Source organism: Aliiroseovarius sp. YM-037 (assembly GCF_048060095.1).
Taxonomy (GTDB): Bacteria; Pseudomonadota; Alphaproteobacteria; order Rhodobacterales; family Rhodobacteraceae; genus JBLUOA01.
The window spans coordinates 2,026,452-2,046,402 of sequence record NZ_JBLUOA010000001.1 but is presented as its reverse complement, the minus strand read 5'-3'; the positions used below and the strand labels follow the sequence as shown (position 1 = coordinate 2,046,402).

Here is a 19,951-nt window from a genome sequence, read left to right as displayed (position 1 = left end):
TTTGCGGAAAGCGGTTTTGCCGGGGTGGCGCAATGAGGATCACCTGTCCGATATGCGGTGAGCGGGACCGGCGCGAATTTTACTATGTCGGGGATGCAATCGCCTTGGATCGGCCCGCGCCGGATGCAGGCGACGTGGCGTGGGATGACTACATCCACAATCGTGAAAACCCGGCGGGCGTGACAAAGGATCTTTGGTATCATGAGGCGGGCTGTTCGGCTTGGGTTGTTGTCACGCGCAACACGGTCACGCATGAGGTTCTGTCGAGCGTCTTGGCGCGGGATCTGAAACAAGGGACCAGCGCATGAGGATCGCAGATCGTGGATTGGTGGATCGTCAAGCGCCGATTCCGTTCCGGTTTGACGGGCACGAGGTGCAGGGCTTTGCCGGTGACACGGTGGCTTCGGCGCTGCTTGCCAATGACATCAAGCTTGTCGGGCGCAGTTTCAAATATCATCGCCCTCGGGGAATCCTGACGGCCGGGAGCGAGGAGCCAAACGCGCTTTTGACTGTTGGCGAGGGCGCGTCGCAGACACCGAACGTGCGCGCGACAATGCAGGAGGTTCATGCAGGGTTGGTGACGCGTAGCCAGAACGCGTGGCCCTCAGTCTCTTTCGATGCTTTGGCGGTGAACGATTTGCTGTCGCGCTTTCTGTCAGCTGGGTTTTACTACAAGACCTTCATGTGGCCGCGGTCCTTTTGGGAAAAACTGTATGAACCAGTGATCCGCCGGGCTGCTGGCTTAGGCGGGCTTTCCGGTGTCGCAGACAGCGAGACTTACGAAAAAGCCTTTGCGTTTTGCGACCTGTTGGTCATTGGTGGCGGGCCTGCCGGATTGATGGCGGTGCTGACGGCGGCGCAAGCGGGGGCAGATGTGATCCTTGCCGAGGAGGATAACCGCCTGGGCGGGCGTTTGCTTGCCGAGGTGGAGGAGGTCGACGGCAAGCCGGGCCATGTCTGGGTTGACGAGATCCGCGCCGAGCTTGAGGCGATGGATAACGTGCGGATCATGCGGCGCACGACCGTGACCGGAGCTTATGACCAAGGAACATACGGCGCGCTGGAGCGCGTGACGCACCACATAGCAGCGCCCGACGCCAACGCGTCGACGGAGTGTTTTTGGCGGATCGTGGCGAAGCGCACGGTGCTCTGTGCCGGTGCTTTGGAACGTCCGATTGCGTTTCCAATGAACGACCGACCGGGAGTTATGCTCGCCGGGGCGGTTCGGGCCTACCTCAACCGATGGGGCGTCGCGCCGGGGCAGCGTGTGGCGGTGTTTGGCAACAACGACGACGCGCATCGGACTGCCCGCGATTTGGTTGCTGCGGGGGTTGAGGTTGCGGCGCTGATCGACAGCCGCGCAGACGCCGATATATCAGCGGATTACCCTGTGCTGACCGGGGCCGAGGTTGTCGGCACGAAGGGGCGGTTGGGGCTGCGGGAGGTTTCCGTGCGCACCGGGTCTGGCACGCAGACCATCGCCGCGGATTGCCTCGCCGTGTCGGGCGGCTGGAACCCCTCGGTTCATCTGACGTGCCACATGGGCGGGCGACCGACATGGGATGACACGATCAGCGCGTTTGTTCCGACGCCGGGCAATGTGCCGGGGCTGACCGTCGCGGGCGCGGCGGCAGGTGTATTCACCACGGCAGAGGCGCTAGCCTCTGGCGCGAAATGTGCGGCGGAGGCGGTTGGCGATCTGGGATTTAACGCTCCGCCAGCGAAGCCGCCTGTGGCGGAGGACAGCCGCTACGCAATCTCTCCGCTTTGGCAGGTATCGGCGAAGGGGCGGGCGTGGCTTGATTTTCAGAACGACGTGACGACCAAGGATGTCGCGCAGGCGGCGCGGGAAAATTACCGGTCTGTCGAGCATATGAAGCGTTATACGACGCAAGGCATGGCGACGGATCAGGGCAAGAATTCGAACGTTAACGCACTGGCGATTTTGGCGGATGCGACCGGGCGATCCATACCGGACACCGGGACGACGACATTCCGCCCGCCGTATACTCCGGTCGCCATCGCGGCGCTTGGAGCGGGCGCGCGAGGGAAGGGCTTTGCGCCGGAACGGTTCACCACGTCCCACGACGCAACCATCGAACGCGCCGCGCCGATGATCGAGGCGGGGCTTTGGTATCGGCCAAGCTATTTCCCGAAACCCGGAGAGCAGACCTGGCGCCAGTCCTGCGACCGAGAAGTTAATATGGTGCGCGACAGCGTGGGGGTTTGCGATGTCTCCACGCTTGGCAAGATTGACATTCAGGGCAAGGACACCGCCGCGTTTCTGGATTTCGTCTACATCAACACGTTATCGACACTGAAGGTTGGCCGCACGCGCTATGGGCTCATGCTCAGGGAAGATGGGCATGTGATGGATGACGGAACTACCGCGCGGCTCGGCGAAAACCACTATGTCATGACGACGACGACGGCGGCGGCGGGGCAGGCGATGCGGCATCTGGAATTCGTGCACCAATGCCTGCGGCCGGAATTGGACGTTCGGATGATCTCGGTCACGGAGCAATGGGCGCAGTTTGCCGTGGCGGGGCCGAAATCTCGGGATCTGTTGAACGGTTTGCTCGACGTGCCAATCGACAACGAAAGCTGGCCGTTCATGGCGTGTGGCGAGGTGTCGATATCGGGTGTTGACGGGCGGTTGTTCCGTATCTCGTTCTCAGGCGAACACGCCTACGAAATCGCTTTTCCCGCGCGTTACGGCGACGCGCTGTTTCGGGAACTGGTTGCGCGGGCCGAGGGTCTGGATGGCGGCCCCTACGGCATGGAGGCGTTGAACGTTTTGCGGATCGAAAAGGGATTCATCACCCACGCTGAGATTCATGGTCGCGTGACCGCGTTCGACATCGGCATGGAACGGATGATCAGCGCCAAGAAGGATTGTATCGGCAAGACTGCGGCGGCCCGACCCGGTTTGGTGGAGGAGGACAGAGAGCAGCTCGTCGGCCTGAAACCAGTCGGCACGGTCAAGCAACTGACCGCCGGCGCGCATCTGTTCAACGAGGCGGATGAGGCGGTTCGGGTCAACGATCAGGGCTATATAACCTCCGTCGGGTTCTCGCCCACGTTTGGTTGCTTTCTGGGGCTTGGTTTCCTGAAACGCGGCCGCGCCCGTCACGGAGAGGTCGTGCGCATGGTCGATCACCTGCGTGATGTCGAAACGCTGTGCGAGGTCTGCGATCCGGTCATGCACGATCCAAGCGGGGAGAAGGTTCGTGACTGAGTTGACGGCAAAAACTCCCTGCGATGGCCTGCTGCCGATCACGATTGGCGATTGCACCCTGTCAGAGGTTGAGCCGGATCGGATCACATCGGTCGCCTTCTATGACGGGCAGGAAAAGGCAGTTGGAAAAGCGCTGGGCCTGCCGATTCCGCCGCCCAACAGGACGACGGGCAAGGGGAACGCGCGGGCGATTTGGTTCGGGCAGGGGGTGGCGATGGTGCTTGGTGCTCCGGTGCCGGGCGACGTTGCGAAATATGCTGCTATCACCGATCAGTCCGACGCGTGGGCGGTGATGCGGCTGGAGGGCGCGGCTGCGGAAGATATCCTCGCCCGTTTGGTTCCGGTCGACCTTCGGTTGGCCAAGTTTGCGGTCGGCAGCACCGCGCGAACCGAGCTTCAGCATATGATGGCGTCGATCACACGGGTCGATGAACACGCGTTTGAGGTTATGGTCATGCGATCCTTCGCCCGGACGGCAGTGCATGATCTTGAAGGTCCGATGCGGACACTTTCGGCCAGACCGTAGCGCACAAAGGCGCTGGGCGACGATTTCGGTATCTGGACAAGTGACCCGGCTTCGCCTGATACTGCGCGGATGAGTCTGCCCCCCGGTTTCCTTGACGAACTTCGCACCCGCACCAGCCTGTCGCAGGTTGTCGGGCGCAAGGTGATGTGGGACAGCCGAAAATCCAATCAGGGCAAGGGCGATATGTGGGCGCCATGTCCCTTTCATCAGGAAAAAACCGCGTCTTTTCATGTGGATGACCGGAAAGGGTTTTACTACTGCTTCGGTTGTCACGCGAAGGGCGATGCGATTTCCTTCGTGCGGGAAACCGAAAACGTCGGCTTCATGGAAGCGATTGAGATTCTGGCGCGGGAAGCCGGAATGCCCGTGCCCAAGCAAGATCCCCAAGCGCAGGCGAAAGCGGATTACCGCACCGAACTTGCCGAAGTGATGGAGCAGGCGGTCCAGTATTACCGTCTGCAACTGAAAACGGGTGGCGCCACGGACGCCCGCGAATACCTGGAACGGCGGCGGATGCAGCCCGCGACGCAAGACACTTTTGAGATCGGATTTGCACCAGACGCCCGGCAGGGTGTTTTCCAGCATCTGACCGGCAAGGGTGTGTCGCCGGACCTGATCGTTGACTCGGGTCTTGCCGCGCGGCCCGATGATGGCGGCCAGCCCTATGACCGCTTCCGCGACCGGATCATCTTTCCGATCCGGGACACGCGCGGGCGGGCGATTGCGCTGGGCGGGCGGGCGATGTCACCCAATGCGCGCGCCAAGTATCTGAATTCGCCGGAGACTCCGTTATTCGACAAGGGGCGGACCCTCTACAACCAGGGTCCCGCGCGGGAAGCCGCGGGCAAGGGCCAGCCGCTGATCGTCGCCGAAGGGTATATGGACGTGATCGCCTTGGCGGAGGCGGGGTTTTCCGCGACCGTCGCGCCGCTTGGAACCGCCATTACCGAAGATCAGATCAGGCTGCTCTGGCGCATCGCGCCAGAGCCGATCATTGCGCTTGATGGCGACCGCGCCGGACTTCAGGCCGCGATGCGGTTGATCGACCTTGCGCTGCCGCTGCTTGAGGCGGGTCAATCACTACGGTTCGCGCTGATGCCCGAGGGCGAAGACCCCGACGACCTTCTGAAAGCACGCGGGGCGGGCGCGATGCAAAAGCTGATAGATCAAGCGCAGCCAATGGTCAGCTTGCTGTGGCGTCGCGAAACCGAAGGCAAGAATTTCGACAGTCCGGAGCGGAAAGCCGCGCTCGACAAATCGCTGCGTGCTGCGATCAAGACGATCCGCGATCCGTCGATCCGCAACCACTACGGTGAGGAAATCAAGCGCCTCCGGTGGGAACTGTTCGGCAACCGTCGTCCGCAACAGGGCGGGTTTCGCAAATCCAAGGGCGGGTTCAACGCGCCGCCAATGGCACCGCTTTCCGGCACTAAAAGCTCCATCCTCGCGGCGGGCGCGCGGGTGCAAGAGGCGCTGCACGAAGCGGTCATTCTGGCGACGCTGTTGCTGCACCCCGATTTGGTCGAACAATTCGAGAGCGAGCTTGAGCGGATGGAACTGTCCACCCAAGATCACAACGCGCTGCGAACCGCCCTGCTGCGCCACGCCGGGGAGGGCGACGACTGCCGCGCAAAAATTGAAGCGGAAATTGGCGTTGATGCCCTTGAAAAACTGCTGGCGGCAAGCCATGTCAGCCTCGCCCCCACCGTGCGAAACCCAGGCGATATCGAAATAGCGGCCTTATGCGTCGCTGAGGAACTCGCAAAACTCGAAGCACGACGCGGCATAACGCGAGAGATTGAGGACGCCGTTCAGGATTTGTCCGGTGTTGCTGATGAAGGGCTGACCTGGCGATTGGGTCAAGCCGCCGAAGCACGCAACCGTGCAGAACGGTCAGAAACGGAAGATACGGCGGAGTATGACATTGCCGATAACGGTGCAGCACTGAACAAAGACGAACGCTCGCGATTCGATGAACTGCTGAAGAAGATCACATTTACCAAGGGGTCCGGGGGCAACACCTGAGGGCTTTGGTAGGTTAAAACTAAACAAAACAAGGTAAACGGGTTGCGAATCACTTCGTCCCGTTATTGATTCGTTTCAGACCGAATCAGCCGCCTTCGCCGAGGAGCTTTGAATGGCCGCCAAGGATACCGACGACAACAAGACCGACGACAAGGACAACGCTCACTCACTAGACATGAGCCAGGCCGCGGTCAAAAAGATGATCGCCGAAGCGCGAGAGCGCGGATTTATCACCTACGACCAGCTTAATCAGGTTCTGCCGCCGGATCAGGTCAGCTCCGAACAAATCGAAGATGTTATGTCGATGCTCAGCGAAATGGGCATCAACATCATTGAGGATGATGAAGCTGAAGACGACGAGAAGGGCTCGACCGAAGTGGTCGAAACATCCTCGTCCCGCGAAGTGGCGGTTTCGACCACCGAAACGGAAAAGCTTGACCGCACAGATGATCCCGTTCGGATGTATCTGCGCGAAATGGGCTCGGTCGAGCTGCTGTCCCGCGAGGGCGAGATCGCGATCGCCAAACGGATTGAGGCGGGTCGCAACACCATGATCCTCGGGCTGTGCGAAAGCCCGCTGACCTTTCAGGCGATCACGATCTGGCGCGACGAACTTCTGAACGAAGAGATTTTGCTGCGGGATGTCATCGACCTTGAAACCACGTTCGGCAACACGCTGGGCGAGGAAGAGGAGGAGACAGAGCCGGTCGTCGCCAACGTCAATCTGAATGGCGCGACAAAGCCCGAAGCGAAATCCGATCAGCCGGAGCTTGATGCAGACGGCAACCCGATCAAAACCGAAGACGATGATGACGACGACGATGACGAGCAGGCAAATATGTCGCTCGCCGCGATGGAAGCCGCGCTTAAACCGCGCGTGCTGGAAACGCTCGACCGGATCGCCGACGATTTTGCCAAGCTGTCTGACATGCAGGACGCCCGGATTTCGGCAACCCTGAACGAAGACCAGAGCTTTTCCGACAAGAACGAAAAGACCTATCAAAAGCTGCGGGCGGAGATCGTTGAACTCGTCAACGAACTCCACCTCCATAACAACCGGATCGAAGCGCTGATCGACCAGCTTTACGGCATCAACCGCAAGATCATGTCGATTGACAGCAACATGGTCAAATTCGCGGACCAAGCGCGGATCAATCGGCGGGAGTTCATCGACGCCTATCGCGGGTATGAACTTGATCCGACATGGCTGGAACGGATGGGCGAAAAGCCCGGCCGTGGCTGGCAGGCTCTGCTGGAAAGATCGACGGACAAGGTCGAAGCCCTAAGGGCCGAGATGGCGCAGGTCGGCCAATATGTCGGCCTCGACATCAGCGAATTCCGCCGCATCGTCCAGCAGGTCCAGAAGGGCGAAAAAGAGGCGCGTCAAGCCAAGAAGGAAATGGTTGAGGCGAACCTGCGGCTCGTGATTTCGATTGCCAAGAAATACACGAACCGTGGCTTGCAATTCCTTGATCTTATTCAGGAAGGTAACATCGGCCTGATGAAGGCGGTCGACAAGTTCGAATATCGCCGCGGCTACAAGTTCTCGACCTATGCGACCTGGTGGATCCGTCAGGCGATCACCCGGTCCATCGCCGACCAAGCCCGCACGATCCGTATTCCAGTCCATATGATCGAGACAATCAACAAACTGGTCCGCACCGGTCGCCAGATGCTGCACGAAATCGGCCGCGAGCCGACGCCGGAAGAACTGGCCGAAAAGCTGCAAATGCCGCTGGAAAAGGTCCGCAAGGTGATGAAAATCGCCAAGGAGCCGATCAGCCTTGAAACCCCGATTGGGGATGAGGAAGACAGCCAGCTTGGTGATTTCATTGAGGATAAGAATGCGGTGCTGCCGCTGGACAGCGCGATTCAGGAGAACCTGAAGGAAACCACGACGCGAGTTCTGGCGAGCCTTACGCCGCGCGAGGAACGGGTTTTGCGGATGCGTTTCGGCATTGGCATGAACACCGACCACACACTCGAAGAAGTCGGCCAGCAGTTCAGCGTCACACGCGAAAGGATTCGTCAGATCGAAGCCAAGGCGCTCCGCAAGCTGAAGCACCCCAGTCGGTCGCGCAAGCTACGAAGCTTCTTGGATCAGTAATCAAAGCGGCGCCTTCGGGCGCCGTTTTTCTTTGCCATGGTGACGCCGACTTCATTCCTTCCTGACGATCTGCAACACGCGCTTTCCGACCGCGATTTGATCGTCTTTGATGGCGAGTGCGTTTTGTGCTCTGGCTTCTTCCGCTTTGTGCTGCGGCACGATCAGAAAGAACGGTTCGCCTTCGCCGTCGCACAGTCGAAATTGGGGGAGCGTCTGTATCACGCGCTGAACTTGCCGACGGATGAATACGAAACCAACATCGTCATCATCGACGGGCTGATCTACCAACGGCTTGATGCGTTCTGCCATGCAATGCGCGCCATTGGCGGTGTTTGGGTCGCGCTGTCCGTGCTGCGCTTTCTTCCGGGCCCGATCAAAGATTTCCTCTACCACCGCATCGCCCGCAATCGGTATCGGATCTTTGGTCGTTATGACACCTGCATGATGCCCGATCCAACGCTTCGGACACGGTTCGTTGACGGGGGCTTGGCACCATAAATTGGCGCGACGATTGCGGCGACCAAGCCAAGATTTCTTAACGTTGCCACGCAAAAAACCTTCCATTGCCACAACCCGCAGTTAAGCTGTCCGCATTCTGATGAGAGGAGTTTTATTATGCGTTCGGTCTTTTTCTGTCTTACTGCTTTGTTTGTGCTCAGTTTTGCGTCTTCGGCATCCGCCCACCATCTGTGCCCCGACTACCGGTATGAGGAAGAGGCGACGATATACGCCAGCGCGACCCAGCTTTTTCAGGCCCAGCAATACAGCCTTCGGGCCGGTGGCGACCACGAGGTCACAAGCTGCAACTACTATTCCCAAACCGGCGAACGGATCACCGGGCATTTCATCCGCCAGCCTGACTTCCAACTGAACTATCAGAAGGACGCGAACTTCAAATTGATGTTCCGGGTGCAAAGCGCCTGCGACTCCGTTCTCTTGGTCAACACGGGCGCTGGCAACTGGTATTGGGATGACGATGACGCGGGCAATCTGGATGCGCAGATCGTGCTGAGCACTCCGTCGAACGGTGTCTACGATATCTGGGTCGGCACGGTCGGCAGCGCGAATTGCGACGCGATCCTGCATCTGGAGACGTTCAAGAAGTAACGTGGTGAAGCGCTCGGCAGGCCGCAAGATAAGCCGGGCCAACGTGCATCGTTGAATATCTCAGTCCAAACCGAGGGTCCGGGTCTATACGAAATCACCCGGCACGTGCTCCGGCAGGTTGAAGGCGCCGGGGCATCGGCCCGTCTGCTCACTCTGTTCGTGCGCCACACGTCGTGCTCTCTTCTCATCCAAGAAAATGCCGACCCTGATGTGCAGACGGACCTTGCCGCGTTCTTCGAAAAACTGGTGCCACCATCGGATCATCCGGCGATGGCTTATCTACGCCACACCTATGAGGGGCCGGACGATATGCCCGCCCATATCAAGGCGGCTTTGTTGCCGGTCAGCCTGTCCATTCCAATCGAAAACGGGCGTCTGGCCCTCGGCACATGGCAGGGCATTTATCTGTTCGAACACCGCCGCGCGCCGCATGTCCGTCAGGTCGCCCTCAGCATTGTTTAGCGGTGTCGAATTCGCTCTACCCAAAACCTAGAGTTGGCCCTATAGTCATTGTGGATAACTGGGGACGAAACTCAAGGGAGAGGCCATGCGCTGCCCATTTTGCGGTAATGTTGACACGCAGGTGAAGGATTCCAGACCGGCTGAGGACCACGTGGCGATCCGTCGCCGCCGGTTCTGTCCGGCTTGCGGGGGGCGGTTTACAACCTACGAAAGGGTTCAGCTTAGGGATCTTGTTGTGGTCAAAACCAATGGCCGACGAGAGGAGTTCGACCGCGATAAACTCGAACGCTCCATTCGCATCGCGCTTCAGAAACGCCCGGTAGAACCGGAGCGTATGGATCAGATGATTTCCGGTATCGTGCGGCGGCTGGAAAGCATGGGCGAAACCGACATTCCGTCAAAAACGATTGGTGAGATCGTGATGGAGTCGCTGGCCCGGATCGACACCGTCGCCTACGTGCGATTTGCGAGCGTTTACAAGAACTTCCAAGCTGCGGACGACTTTGACAAGTTTGTCAGCGAATTGCGCCCACCGACCCCACCGGAAGAGTGACCAATCAGCCCGACGAAATCTGGATGGCGCGGGCGCTTGCGCTCGCGTCCCGCGGTTTGGGCAATGTCTGGCCCAATCCCGCTGTCGGTTGCGTGATCGTCAAGGATGGACGTGCTGTCGGGCGTGGTTGGACGCAGCCCGGCGGCCGCCCTCATGCAGAGACTGTTGCGCTGGCGCAGGCGGGCGATGCGGCCAAGGGCGCGACCGCCTTTGTCTCGCTCGAACCCTGCGCCCACCACGGCAAAACCCCGCCCTGCGCGGACGCACTGATCGCGGCAGGCATTCGGCGGGTCGTCAGTGCGGTAGAGGATAGCGACCCGCGCGTCGCGGGCGGCGGGCATAAGGCGCTGCGGGACGCGGGCGTTGAGGTGACGAGCGGCGTTATGGCCGACGACGCCCGCGCGCTGAATGTCGGGTTTTTCAAACGGGTGGAGTCGGGCCTTCCTGCGCTGACCCTGAAACTCGCGAACAGCTTTGATGGCCGTATTGCAACCGCGACGGGCGAAAGCCAATGGATCACCGGACCGGAAGCGCGGCGGGCGGTCCACGCCATGCGCGCGCGCCACGATGCGGTAATGGTTGGCGGCGGCACCGCGCGGGCGGATGATCCATCGCTGACCGTGCGCGGGCTTGGTATTTCGCATCAGCCGGTTCGAGTGGTGGTGTCACGCAGGCTTGACCTGCCGCTGGATGGGCAGCTTGCGAAAACCGCGAAAGAGGTGCCGCTGTGGTTATGTCACGGGCCGGACGCTGACCCCGGTTTGGTGGATGCCTGGAACGGGATCGGCGCGCGGCTGGTGCTGTGTGACCGAAACGCGACGGGGCAGCTTGATCCGGTATCCATCCTGCAGGCGCTCGCGGTAGAGGGCCTGACGCGGGTGTTTTGCGAAGGCGGCGGGGCGCTTGCCGCGTCCTTGCTGAGCGCGGGGGTGGTTGATGAGCTTGTCGGATTTACCGCCGGGCTTACGCTTGGGGCCGAGGGGCGACCGGGCATCGGCTCTCTGGGGCTTGGGCGTCTTGGAGATGCGCCCCAGTTTGCATTGGTCCAATGTCGCCCGATTGGGCCGGACATCCTGCATCGCTGGCGACCGATCGGTCAGCGCCACAGATGGGCGTAGCTGGCAAATATACCCTGAAGTTTCGATAGCGCGCGATTGAACGGGCCATTATTCGGCAATTGCCCGTCTTTCAATCGGTCAACGATAACTTCGACCGGGCAGGGCCGCCCTGTCACTGGGTCGAGGTATCGCGGATAGTCAATCAGCGTGGCGTGGACGAGGCCCTCAAGGCCGACATTCACCGTTCGGCGGTCAGTGACCGGTCCGCGATCATTCGTCAGACCCCATCCTGCATAAAACGGTGCGCCGAGGCAGGTGACGGCGGTGCCGCGCAGCAGCGCCTCAAGCCCCAGAAGGGAGGTCATGGTCCAGACGCGATCGACCGCATCGATCAACGCGATTGGATCCGTATCGGTCAGAATTACATCGGCGAGGGGCAGGGCGTCTGTTTCCGCGATGGCACCTGCCCGCAATTCAGCCTCAACATCCGGGTGCGGTTTGTAGAGGATAACCGCATCGGGATTGGCGGCGCGGGCGGCCTTGAGCAGATCGAGGTTCGTCTTGACCTCACCGCACCCCAATCGGATCGACGCATCGTCTTCGACCTGTCCGATCACCGCGATCCGATGGCCTTTGGGTAGCTCGGTTATGCCGTGCGCGTCGAGGTTATATTTCGATATCCGCGCCGAGGTCAGGCGTCGGATCAGTTTTCTTACGCGGGCCTCGCAAGCTGGCGAAAGGTCGACCCGCGCCGCGATCAACCGTTCTAATCGGCTTTCCCGCGTGGGGTCGTAGTAGATGCCAAGATCGTCAACGACGAGCGACAACGCAGGCACCAGCTGCGCCCCCAAGCCCTTTGAACGGACAAAGCCATCCTCAACCCGCAACACCGGAACATCGTCAGCGGCGCTGCGCAATGCCTCCGTTTCCTTGCTGGCCCAGACCAGCATGCTCCGGCCCTGCTCACGGGCGCTGGCGGCGGCCCGGTCCGGGTCGTTTTCAAACCGCAGCTTCGCTGCCCCGCCGAACCATTTCTGGAGCGCTGCGCGTTTCCACAGGCGCATCCCGACGGCGATGTGGCCGTTACGGTCATCGCGCCACGCGCGGGCTTCCGCCTCTAGCGTGCTGATCGCGTCCTCAAGCTCGCACAGCTTGTCGCGATAGGGGTCATACCATGTCGGGTAAAGGATCATCGCCGCCGCGAACAACTGCGCCCGCGAAAGCTGCCGTTCCCGTCTCGGGACGGGGTTTTCATCCTGCGTCAGCCCCCAACCGGCGTAGAAGGGTTGTCCGAAGACGCGCGGTTTGTGCCCGGCATAGATCGCTTCGAACCCGAACTGGCTGGAAACGGTGTAGACCGCCCGTGCTCCTTCCAGCAGGGGCCATGGTGAAACGGCTTCGTCAAACAGGCGGACTCGTCCGGTGGCGTCGGATTGATCGAAATAGCCGTCCCGGTGCCCGGCCAATGTTTCCGGGTGCGTTTTGATCAGGATGCGCGCGTCCGGGTGTTCGGTTTGGGCGAAGACGAGCATTTCCCTGAACGTCGCCTCGGTCGCGCCGCTGCTGGTGACAGAGGCATCACCGCGCGTCTGGTCTATGACCAAAACATAGCCCGGATCAGGGACAGGTGCTGCGGAATCGAAGGCGTTGTATTTCGACAGATGCGCGTCTTTGATCCGGTCAACCGCGTCGCGGGCACGGTTGAGCATAGCGGTATCGTCAAGCGGGTGGGTCGCCAGCAGGTGCTCAAGATCGCTCGGCGCACTCGGGTCGAAATGCACGCCGCGCGTGTCGAGGTTCAGGCCAATCGGGGCGCTTCCCGACCTGCCCGGATGGACGGACCGCAGAAAGGTATCTTCGACACGCAGGATCGGAGCATCGCGCCGCTCTGCCACAGCCTCACCCCGGGGCGACGTTGGGCTTTTGCCCCAGACACCGACCAGATCGTTGTCGCCCGGACGACCCAGCCGGATTTTGTAGCCGGAAAGTTCAAGAATACGCCGGATCCGTCCGTCGGTCAGAAAACCGCCGCTGTAAACGAATAACTGCCGCGGCGTGGTATCCGCGGCAGTCGTCAGATCCAATTGGACTGACATAGATGGATCAGTTGGTCGCCAGATTGTTCAGCGTGTCCACGCTGTTCAGCGAACCGGTCAGGGCGGAGATGGTCTTGTTCCAGCGCACGAACGGGGCTTCGGTGACATAGATCGTATCGCCATCGCGAATACCGAAATCGCGCGCCATGAACATGCCCGTCGGTTCTGTCAGATCAAGGACATAGGCCATTCGCTGCGTGCCTTGCAGATCGGTGCGGCCCAGAACGGCGTTCGCGACCGCTGCATCTTCGTTCCTGAGAACGAACATACCGGTCGGGTCCGCGACGTTAGAATTCAGCCCGCCAACCTGCGCAACCGCTTCGAGTGCGGACAGCGTTTGGCTGACGAAAGGCACGCGGTTCTGACCGCCTGTCGCGCCAAGAACGGTGTAGGTGCGGGTATCGCCTTCGACCAGAATACGGTCGCCGTTGCGTAGCGCGATGTCGTTGGAGGCGTTGTCGTAAAGATCTTGCAGCCAGATTTTGCTGCGGTGGCTGCCGCGAGTGACCGTGATCGTCGCGATTTCTGTTTCGACATTCACACCGCCGGCAGCAGCGAGCATACCTGACAGCGTCCGTGTCGGGCGCTGGATCGGATAAACGCCTTGGCCGTTGATGTCACCGACGACCGAAACGGTCGCGCCATCGCCTGCAATCCGGCGCACGGTGACTTGCGGATCGGGTGTCTGGTCTTCCAGCTTTTCGGTGATGATCCGGCGCAGCGCCTCGGGTGTGTTGTCCGCTGCGCGAATCCGGCCGGCATAGGGGACAAAGATCATACCGGCGCTATCGACCTGAACCTCTTCAAGTGCGGCGGGGGCGCCTTCGGTCGTCAGGATGCCGTCCTGCACGTTTTCCCAGAAGGTGAGGCCCAGCGTGTCGCCCGGACGGATCGTATCTGCGCCAAGTTGCCCGGCGTTGCGGAAAGAATCGCTGAACCCATAGGCGGGCGTCACGGCTGTCGCGTTCGCAACATGATCGGTCACGGCGACGACGAATGCGTTGCCTTCGTTCTGGACCGAACCTGCGAAAATCTCATTTTTTGTGGGGCCAGAGCGCGGCAGACCACAGGACGCAACTGTGCTTGCGATAACCAGAATCGCCACTTTCGACGCTAACCGCGAAGACATGCTACTCACCCTAATGGCTCCTTACACACAGACGTGCCTCAATTTTCACGGGAAATTAGCGGAAGGTTGGCGAAATGACCATGGGGTGTTTCGGCAAGGTTAACTCACCGCATATAACTGTTGCCTCGGTGCCGCGTTGCCGGACAAAAGCGCATCATACGGATCTTCGGGGGCGAGCATCAGGTCAATCACTTGCCGCAACAATTGCCGCCGCCCGCGACCGGAATAGTAGCCTCCGGTTATCTGTGATGTTTCAAGAAGATAGTGGCGATAGTCGCGATAGGCGCGGGTGTCAGGGCGGGTCGGTTGCGCGAAGAAGTCGGGCAGGGTCTGGGTCGAAACAAACTCAGGTTTCGCATAAACCGCATCGCCAAACACCCTAAGCGGCAATCCGCGCCAGAGAACTTGCTGCGCGGCGGTCGAATTTACGGTGATTGCGCTGCGGGCATAGTCAAGAAGGCGGGCAAGTTTGCCACCGCGCACGTAATGCACGCGATCCGCAACATTATGTTCGACCGCTAAGCGTTTGATTTCACGCCGTTGTGGGGCGCGACCATCCTCAAGCGGGTGGGCCTTGAAAACAAGGTGATGGTGCGCCGGGGCGCCTTGGGCAAAGCCCGCGATGGTCACTTCGAAGAACTCGGCCATCGTGTTGAACGGGCTGTGCGCCTGAAAGCTCGAATCGTGCTCTAGTTGTAGAAGGACCAGATGAAACGGGAACCCGCCGCGCTTGATCCGCTGGGTGGCGGCAATCCGGTCAATCGCCAGAAACGGCATCAGCAGAAGGCGTTTCAGGTAAAGCTGGAATTCCCGTGAGACGGGCAGTGCGCGGTGTGGGCGGAAGTTGCGAAAGTCACCGTTTCTGAGCAGGACATGCGCGTGGTAAAGCGCCCCATAAAATATGTGGTGCCGCATATCGCCCCAATGGGACGGGGCGTCCGGCAGGTCAAGGTCGATCTCCTCAAGCGCGGATTGCATTGAGGCGACGTCAAACTCCATCAGGCGGGAATGGCCGTTGGAGCCGCCCCGTTCATACGTCACCCAATAGGGGCGCATGTAGCCTTCTTCAAAGATATGGACGGTCAGCCCGGCGGCCTTTGCCTGCGCGACCGCTGTGGCGTGAATCGGGCGGGTGTCGCCGTAAAGAACGATGTCGGTGATCTGTTTCTCGGCCAGGATCGCATCGAACCGGGCGGGCCAGGCGTCGGGGGCATCCTGAAAGGGGATGAACGACGTGGAATCTGACCAGAACGCCCGATCCCCGGCATTAAAGCCGACGCGCCACACCTCGGCGCCGGTGGCCTGCATCATGCGACCCAAGCGATCAAAAAACGGGCCGTGCGGCCCTTGCAGCAGCAAGAAGCGGCGGCCTGATCCGGTTTTGACACTCATTACTGACTTCTTTCGTGGCCTCTTGTTCACTTCGATAATCTCAAACCGGCGTTTCACCAAGAAAAATGCGTATTCGCGCGGTCTGTTTCAGCCCGCGATGCTTGCGCCCCGCGCCTGCAAGGGCTAGGTGACGGATGAACTGAACCGGGCGAAAGGCACCCATATGTTCACGGGTATTATCACTGACGTTGGCCGTGTCGAAGCGCTTGAGAAGCGCGGCGACCTTAAGGCGCGTATCGGGACGGCATATGATGTGGCGGGGATTGAGATTGGCGCATCCATCGCGTGCAATGGCGTCTGTCTGACTGTGACCGCAACCGGGGCGGAGCCTTCGGGCTGGTTCGAGGTTGATATTTCCGCAGAGAGCGTGGCCAAAACCAATATCGGCGCATGGCAGGTCGGCACCCCGCTGAACCTCGAACGGGCGCTGAAGGTCGGCGACGAACTCGGCGGGCATATCGTGTCGGGCCATGTGGACGGCGTGGCTGAGGTGATCCGCATGGAAGATGAAGGCGACAGCACCCGCATCACATTCCGCGCACCGGATCATCTGGCCGGATTTATCGCGCCGAAAGGGTCGGTCGCGCTGAACGGCACGTCTTTGACGGTGAATGATGTTGATGGCACCGAGTTCGGGATCAACGTCATCCCGCACACGAAAGAGGTCACGACCTGGGGAACCATCGCCGTCGGGGACAGTGTGAACCTCGAAATCGATACGCTCGCGCGGTATGTCGCGCGGCTTCAGGAGTGGGCCGGTAAATGAGCGAACTGACGGGCGCGATCTCTCCCATTTCCAAGATTATCGAAGACGCGAAGGCTGGGCGGATGTTCATCCTCGTCGATCATGAGGATCGAGAGAATGAGGGCGATCTTGTCATCGCGGCGGAACATGCAACGCCCGATGCGATCAATTTTATGGCGACGCATGGACGCGGATTGATCTGCCTGCCGATGACGTCAGAGCGGATCGACCGACTGGGGCTGCCAATGATGGCGGTCAACAATTCGTCCCGCCACGAAACACCCTTCACCGTGTCGATTGAGGCGCGGGAAGGGGTCAGCACCGGGATTTCCGCTGCCGACCGTGCGCTGACGATTGCGACGGCGATTAATGAACAGAATACGATGGCGCATCTTGCGACGCCGGGGCACATCTTTCCGCTGCGGGCGCGGGATGGCGGCGTTCTGGTTCGTGCGGGTCACACCGAAGCCGCCGTTGATGTTGCGCGTCTTGCTGGCCTCAAACCCGCAGGCGTCATTTGCGAGATAATGAACGAAGACGGCACGATGGCGCGGTTGCCGGAACTGCTGCTCTTTGCGGAAAAGCACGGCCTCAACATCGGCACCATAGCTGACCTGATCGCCTATCGCCGCCGCCACGATCATCTGGTCAAGGAAACGCACACGCAGCAAATCACCTCGGCCTATGGCGGGGAATGGACCATGCGCGTCTTCACCGAACAGACCGAAGGGACGGAACATGTGATCCTCGTCAAAGGCGATATCACGACGCCGGAACCCGTGCTTGTGCGGACCCATGCGCTAAAGGCGCTGGAGGATGTGTTGGGCATCGGCATCGACGGCGATGCAGAACTGCCCCGCGCGATGGAGATTGTTGCGAAAGAAGGGCGGGGCGCGATTTGCCTGTTCCGCAATCCACGGGCCAAGCTGATCGAAAACGATGACGACGGCCCGCGCACGATCAAACACACCGGGCTTGGGGCGCAGATCCTGTCGGCGATGGGGCTGCACGAACTTATCCTGCTGACGGATTCCCCCGACACCCGCTATCTGGGGCTGGAGGCGTATGACCTGTCGATTGTCGGCACCCGCCCGATCACAAAGGACTGACCCATGGCTGGCCAAGAACAGCACTACATCCTGCCGCGTCCGAGCTTTGATAAGACCGTAAAGGTGCTGATCGTGGTTGCGCCTTACTACAAGGACATTGCGGATAACCTCGTTGCCGGTGCGCAGGCTGAGATTGAGGCGGCGGGTGGTACGTGGGATATCGTCGAAGTCCCCGGCGCGCTTGAGGTTTCGACAGCGGTTGCAATGGCAGACCGGCAGTCGAACTTCGACGCCTACGTCGCGCTTGGTTGTGTGATCCGGGGGGAAACGACGCATTACGACACGGTGTGCAACGACAGCTCTCGGGCGTTGCAATTGCTTGGGCTTCAGGGGCTTTGCATCGGCAATGGCATCCTGACCGTCGAAAACCGCAAACAGGCCGAGGTGCGCGCCGATCCGAAAGATCAGAACAAGGGCGGCGGCGCTGCGGCTGCGGCCTTGCATCTGCTAGCGCTCAGCCGTAAGTGGGGCGCCCAGACCAAAGGCATCGGGTTTAAGCCATCCGGCGAAAGCTTCCGATTGGCCGGCGATAATGACGGACCCACACGCGCATGACCCAACCTGACGCCCCCCTTTCCGGCAACCAGAAACGCAAGATGCGGTCCGCCTCGCGTCTGTTCGCGGTTCAGGCGCTGTTTCAGATGGAGGCGTCGGACCAGAGCTTTGACGCCGTCCGGCGGGAGTTTGAAGATCACCGTTTCGGCGAGCATCTGGAAGAGGGCGAAATGGCCGAGGGCGATATCGGCCTGTTCCGCAAACTGATTGAGGATGCGGTGACCTTTCAGGGCCGGATTGACCAGATGACCGATCGGGCGTTGGTCGCGAAATGGCCAATCGCGCGGATTGATCCGACTCTTCGGGCGCTGTTTCGCGCCGCCGGGGCGGAACTGATCGAAGGTAAGGCACCGCCGCGGGTCGTCATCACCGAATTCGTCGATGTCGCCAAGGCTTTCCACCCCGAGGGGAAAGAGCCGAAATTCGTCAACGCCGTGCTTGACCACATGGCCCGCGAGGCGAAGCCCGAAGCGTTCTAGGCGGCTGCGACGATCTGCTTCTGGATATCGGGCGGCCGACGGCTTATCTTATTAGTTGAGCAATGAAGGAGTGCGCCATGCCCCGCCCTGTCCGTCTTTACATCAAGAATGTGATTATCGGCTTTCTGCTGGCCGCTGTCTTTGTGGCGTTGCTGCTTTGGGCGAATGTCGGGAATCTTTGGCATCTGATCAGCACCAGCGATATTGGCTGGATCGCGGTCGTGATGCTGGTGATCTTCAACGGGATCGTCTTTGCGGGTGTGCAATTCGGCATCGTCATCATGCGGATGGGCCACGATGACACGCCGTCGGGCGGCAAGCGCCAGCAACCGCCGTTGATTGTCGAACATGCCACCATTCCGGTGCCAGTCGACCGCTAATCGCACTGTTTGATGGGTGACGGGACCGCCGCGACCGTGTGGTTATCTCATTCCCGAGGACCTGTATGTACAGGTGGGCGCCAGGTAATCAGGCCAGGGCCAGAACAGAGCCAGCTCCCTCGGAATTGCTTAAGGCCACCGGAATGCAACCGTGTCACGAGAAGGGCAGAACCCGCCACCACCCCACATAGGGGTTGGCCGCGGGCCCGGCAAGCCTGATCGCAGGTTTTATTCTTCCTCGTGAAGCGATGCACGCATCCGCCCCATGTGGTCGTCCCAACCTTTGTCGAGGGCGAGTGTCAGGCCAAATGCTTCGGCCCCTTGGGGCAGGCCGCTATGTTCAAGTGACAGGTGCGTGCCGCCTGCGACCTCTTCCAATGTCCATTTGACGGTGCTGATTGCGTCGCCCATCGGGGCAATCGTAAAGGTGTATTCCAGATAATCGTGTGGCGTCGCGGTCAGAACCTTGCCCCACATCAGCTTGTTGCCGCTTTCCGCGCCAAACATCTCATATTCCTCCCCATCCGAGAGCGGTTTTTTCGGCACATGAAACCAGATCGCCAGCTTGTCGGGGTCGGTCAAATAAGCCCAGACCTGTTCCTTGGTCGCGTTCAGGTAAATGGATTTTTGAATTACGGTATCGGTCATTTACTATCCTTTTCGATGGCGGTTTTCAGGTCTGACAGACGATCATCCCAGAAGGCATCAAAGTAGCTGAGCCAATCGAGAACGGGCGCCATGCCCATTGGGTTGAATTTATTGATCCGCTCGCGCCCACGGGCGCGGACGTTGATTAGCCCACCGTCTGACAGCACGGTCAGGTGCTTTTTGACGGCGGCGCGGGTCATGTCGAAATTGTCCGCGACCTCTGCGATTGTCATGTCCTGACTGCGTAGCATCAGCAGAATGTCACGACGTGTCGGATCAGCGAGGGCGCGGAAGGTGGCTTGCGTTTCGGGGGGCATTTTATCCTCTAATAATACCGAACGG

Annotated in this window: 20 protein-coding genes; 15 read left to right on the top strand and 5 right to left on the bottom strand. The window is 60.2% G+C overall.

Annotation, left to right across the window (positions count from 1 at the left end; translation table 11 throughout):
* Positions 1-32 precede the first annotated feature (32 nt).
* The 10 genes from ACEWPJ_RS10070 to ribD all read left to right on the top strand — a co-directional run bounded on the left by ACEWPJ_RS10070 (position 33) and on the right by ribD (position 11,136).
* Positions 33-308, top strand: coding sequence for a sarcosine oxidase subunit delta (locus ACEWPJ_RS10070; RefSeq protein WP_416512876.1), 276 nt, complete (start codon positions 33-35; stop codon positions 306-308).
* A complete protein-coding gene (locus ACEWPJ_RS10065; protein ID WP_416512875.1) occupies positions 305-3,238 on the top strand; it encodes a sarcosine oxidase subunit alpha family protein in 2,934 nt (977 codons plus the stop codon). The genes ACEWPJ_RS10070 and ACEWPJ_RS10065 overlap by 4 nt, the downstream gene beginning before the upstream one ends.
* On the top strand, positions 3,231-3,764 hold the full coding sequence (locus tag ACEWPJ_RS10060; RefSeq protein WP_416512874.1) for a sarcosine oxidase subunit gamma: 534 nt from the start codon (positions 3,231-3,233) through the stop codon (positions 3,762-3,764). Before ACEWPJ_RS10065 ends, ACEWPJ_RS10060 begins: the two co-directional genes overlap by 8 nt.
* A gap of 69 nt (positions 3,765-3,833) precedes the next feature.
* The gene (dnaG, locus tag ACEWPJ_RS10055) at positions 3,834-5,789 is read left to right on the top strand and encodes a DNA primase (RefSeq protein ID WP_416512873.1); all 1,956 of its coding nucleotides are present in this window, start codon (positions 3,834-3,836) and stop codon (positions 5,787-5,789) included.
* Between the two features lie 112 nt (positions 5,790-5,901).
* Positions 5,902-7,896 carry an RNA polymerase sigma factor RpoD gene (rpoD, locus tag ACEWPJ_RS10050; protein ID WP_416512872.1) on the top strand — a complete coding sequence of 665 codons (1,995 nt, stop codon included), beginning with the start codon at positions 5,902-5,904 and terminating at the stop codon, positions 7,894-7,896.
* A 36-nt stretch (positions 7,897-7,932) separates the two neighbouring features.
* A complete protein-coding gene (locus tag ACEWPJ_RS10045) occupies positions 7,933-8,394 on the top strand; it encodes a thiol-disulfide oxidoreductase DCC family protein (protein ID WP_416512871.1) in 462 nt (153 codons plus the stop codon).
* Positions 8,395-8,511: 117 nt separating this feature from the next.
* Positions 8,512-9,003 carry a hypothetical protein gene (locus ACEWPJ_RS10040; RefSeq protein ID WP_416512870.1) on the top strand — a complete coding sequence of 164 codons (492 nt, stop codon included), beginning with the start codon at positions 8,512-8,514 and terminating at the stop codon, positions 9,001-9,003.
* A gap of 51 nt (positions 9,004-9,054) precedes the next feature.
* A complete protein-coding gene (locus ACEWPJ_RS10035) occupies positions 9,055-9,465 on the top strand; it encodes a secondary thiamine-phosphate synthase enzyme YjbQ (protein ID WP_416512869.1) in 411 nt (136 codons plus the stop codon).
* 85 nt (positions 9,466-9,550) lie between these two features.
* Positions 9,551-10,018: a transcriptional regulator NrdR gene (nrdR, locus tag ACEWPJ_RS10030; protein WP_416512868.1), complete on the top strand. Its 468-nt coding sequence runs from the start codon at positions 9,551-9,553 to the stop codon at positions 10,016-10,018.
* A 23-nt stretch (positions 10,019-10,041) separates the two neighbouring features.
* Positions 10,042-11,136 (top strand): bifunctional diaminohydroxyphosphoribosylaminopyrimidine deaminase/5-amino-6-(5-phosphoribosylamino)uracil reductase RibD, encoded by a 1,095-nt coding sequence (gene ribD / locus ACEWPJ_RS10025; protein WP_416513034.1) that lies wholly within the window; start codon positions 10,042-10,044, stop codon positions 11,134-11,136.
* Here the strand turns inward: ribD and ACEWPJ_RS10020 are convergent.
* The 3 genes from ACEWPJ_RS10020 to ACEWPJ_RS10010 all read right to left on the bottom strand — a co-directional run bounded on the left by ACEWPJ_RS10020 (position 11,115) and on the right by ACEWPJ_RS10010 (position 15,693).
* Positions 11,115-13,172, bottom strand: a complete 2,058-nt coding sequence (locus ACEWPJ_RS10020) for a capsular polysaccharide biosynthesis protein (RefSeq protein WP_416512867.1) — start codon at positions 13,170-13,172, stop codon at positions 11,115-11,117. The genes ribD and ACEWPJ_RS10020 overlap by 22 nt on opposite strands.
* Positions 13,173-13,179: 7 nt before the next feature.
* On the bottom strand, positions 13,180-14,301 hold the full coding sequence (locus ACEWPJ_RS10015; RefSeq protein ID WP_416512866.1) for a polysaccharide biosynthesis/export family protein: 1,122 nt from the start codon (positions 14,299-14,301) through the stop codon (positions 13,180-13,182).
* A gap of 99 nt (positions 14,302-14,400) precedes the next feature.
* The gene (locus tag ACEWPJ_RS10010) at positions 14,401-15,693 is read right to left on the bottom strand and encodes a capsule biosynthesis protein (protein ID WP_416512865.1); all 1,293 of its coding nucleotides are present in this window, start codon (positions 15,691-15,693) and stop codon (positions 14,401-14,403) included.
* 163 nt (positions 15,694-15,856) lie between these two features.
* On the opposite strand from ACEWPJ_RS10010, the gene ACEWPJ_RS10005 reads away from it, so the two are divergent.
* The 5 genes from ACEWPJ_RS10005 (at position 15,857) to ACEWPJ_RS09985 (ending at position 18,961) form a co-directional block, all read left to right on the top strand.
* Entirely contained in the window at positions 15,857-16,459 is a 603-nt protein-coding gene (locus ACEWPJ_RS10005; RefSeq protein ID WP_416513033.1) for a riboflavin synthase, read from the top strand.
* The gene (ribB, locus tag ACEWPJ_RS10000) at positions 16,456-17,547 is read left to right on the top strand and encodes a 3,4-dihydroxy-2-butanone-4-phosphate synthase (protein WP_416512864.1); all 1,092 of its coding nucleotides are present in this window, start codon (positions 16,456-16,458) and stop codon (positions 17,545-17,547) included. The genes ACEWPJ_RS10005 and ribB overlap by 4 nt, the downstream gene beginning before the upstream one ends.
* Positions 17,548-17,550: 3 nt before the next feature.
* Positions 17,551-18,102, top strand: coding sequence for a 6,7-dimethyl-8-ribityllumazine synthase (locus tag ACEWPJ_RS09995; RefSeq protein WP_416512863.1), 552 nt, complete (start codon positions 17,551-17,553; stop codon positions 18,100-18,102).
* The gene (gene nusB, locus ACEWPJ_RS09990) at positions 18,099-18,581 is read left to right on the top strand and encodes a transcription antitermination factor NusB (protein WP_416512862.1); all 483 of its coding nucleotides are present in this window, start codon (positions 18,099-18,101) and stop codon (positions 18,579-18,581) included. Before ACEWPJ_RS09995 ends, nusB begins: the two co-directional genes overlap by 4 nt.
* A 77-nt stretch (positions 18,582-18,658) precedes the next feature.
* Positions 18,659-18,961 carry a hypothetical protein gene (locus tag ACEWPJ_RS09985; RefSeq protein ID WP_416512861.1) on the top strand — a complete coding sequence of 101 codons (303 nt, stop codon included), beginning with the start codon at positions 18,659-18,661 and terminating at the stop codon, positions 18,959-18,961.
* 228 nt (positions 18,962-19,189) lie between these two features.
* Here ACEWPJ_RS09985 and ACEWPJ_RS09980 read toward each other — a convergent pair whose 3' ends face one another.
* Positions 19,190-19,609: an SRPBCC family protein gene (locus ACEWPJ_RS09980; protein WP_416512860.1), complete on the bottom strand. Its 420-nt coding sequence runs from the start codon at positions 19,607-19,609 to the stop codon at positions 19,190-19,192.
* On the bottom strand, positions 19,606-19,926 hold the full coding sequence (locus ACEWPJ_RS09975; RefSeq protein WP_416512859.1) for an ArsR/SmtB family transcription factor: 321 nt from the start codon (positions 19,924-19,926) through the stop codon (positions 19,606-19,608). The genes ACEWPJ_RS09980 and ACEWPJ_RS09975 overlap by 4 nt, the downstream gene beginning before the upstream one ends.
* Positions 19,927-19,951: the final 25 nt, after the last annotated feature.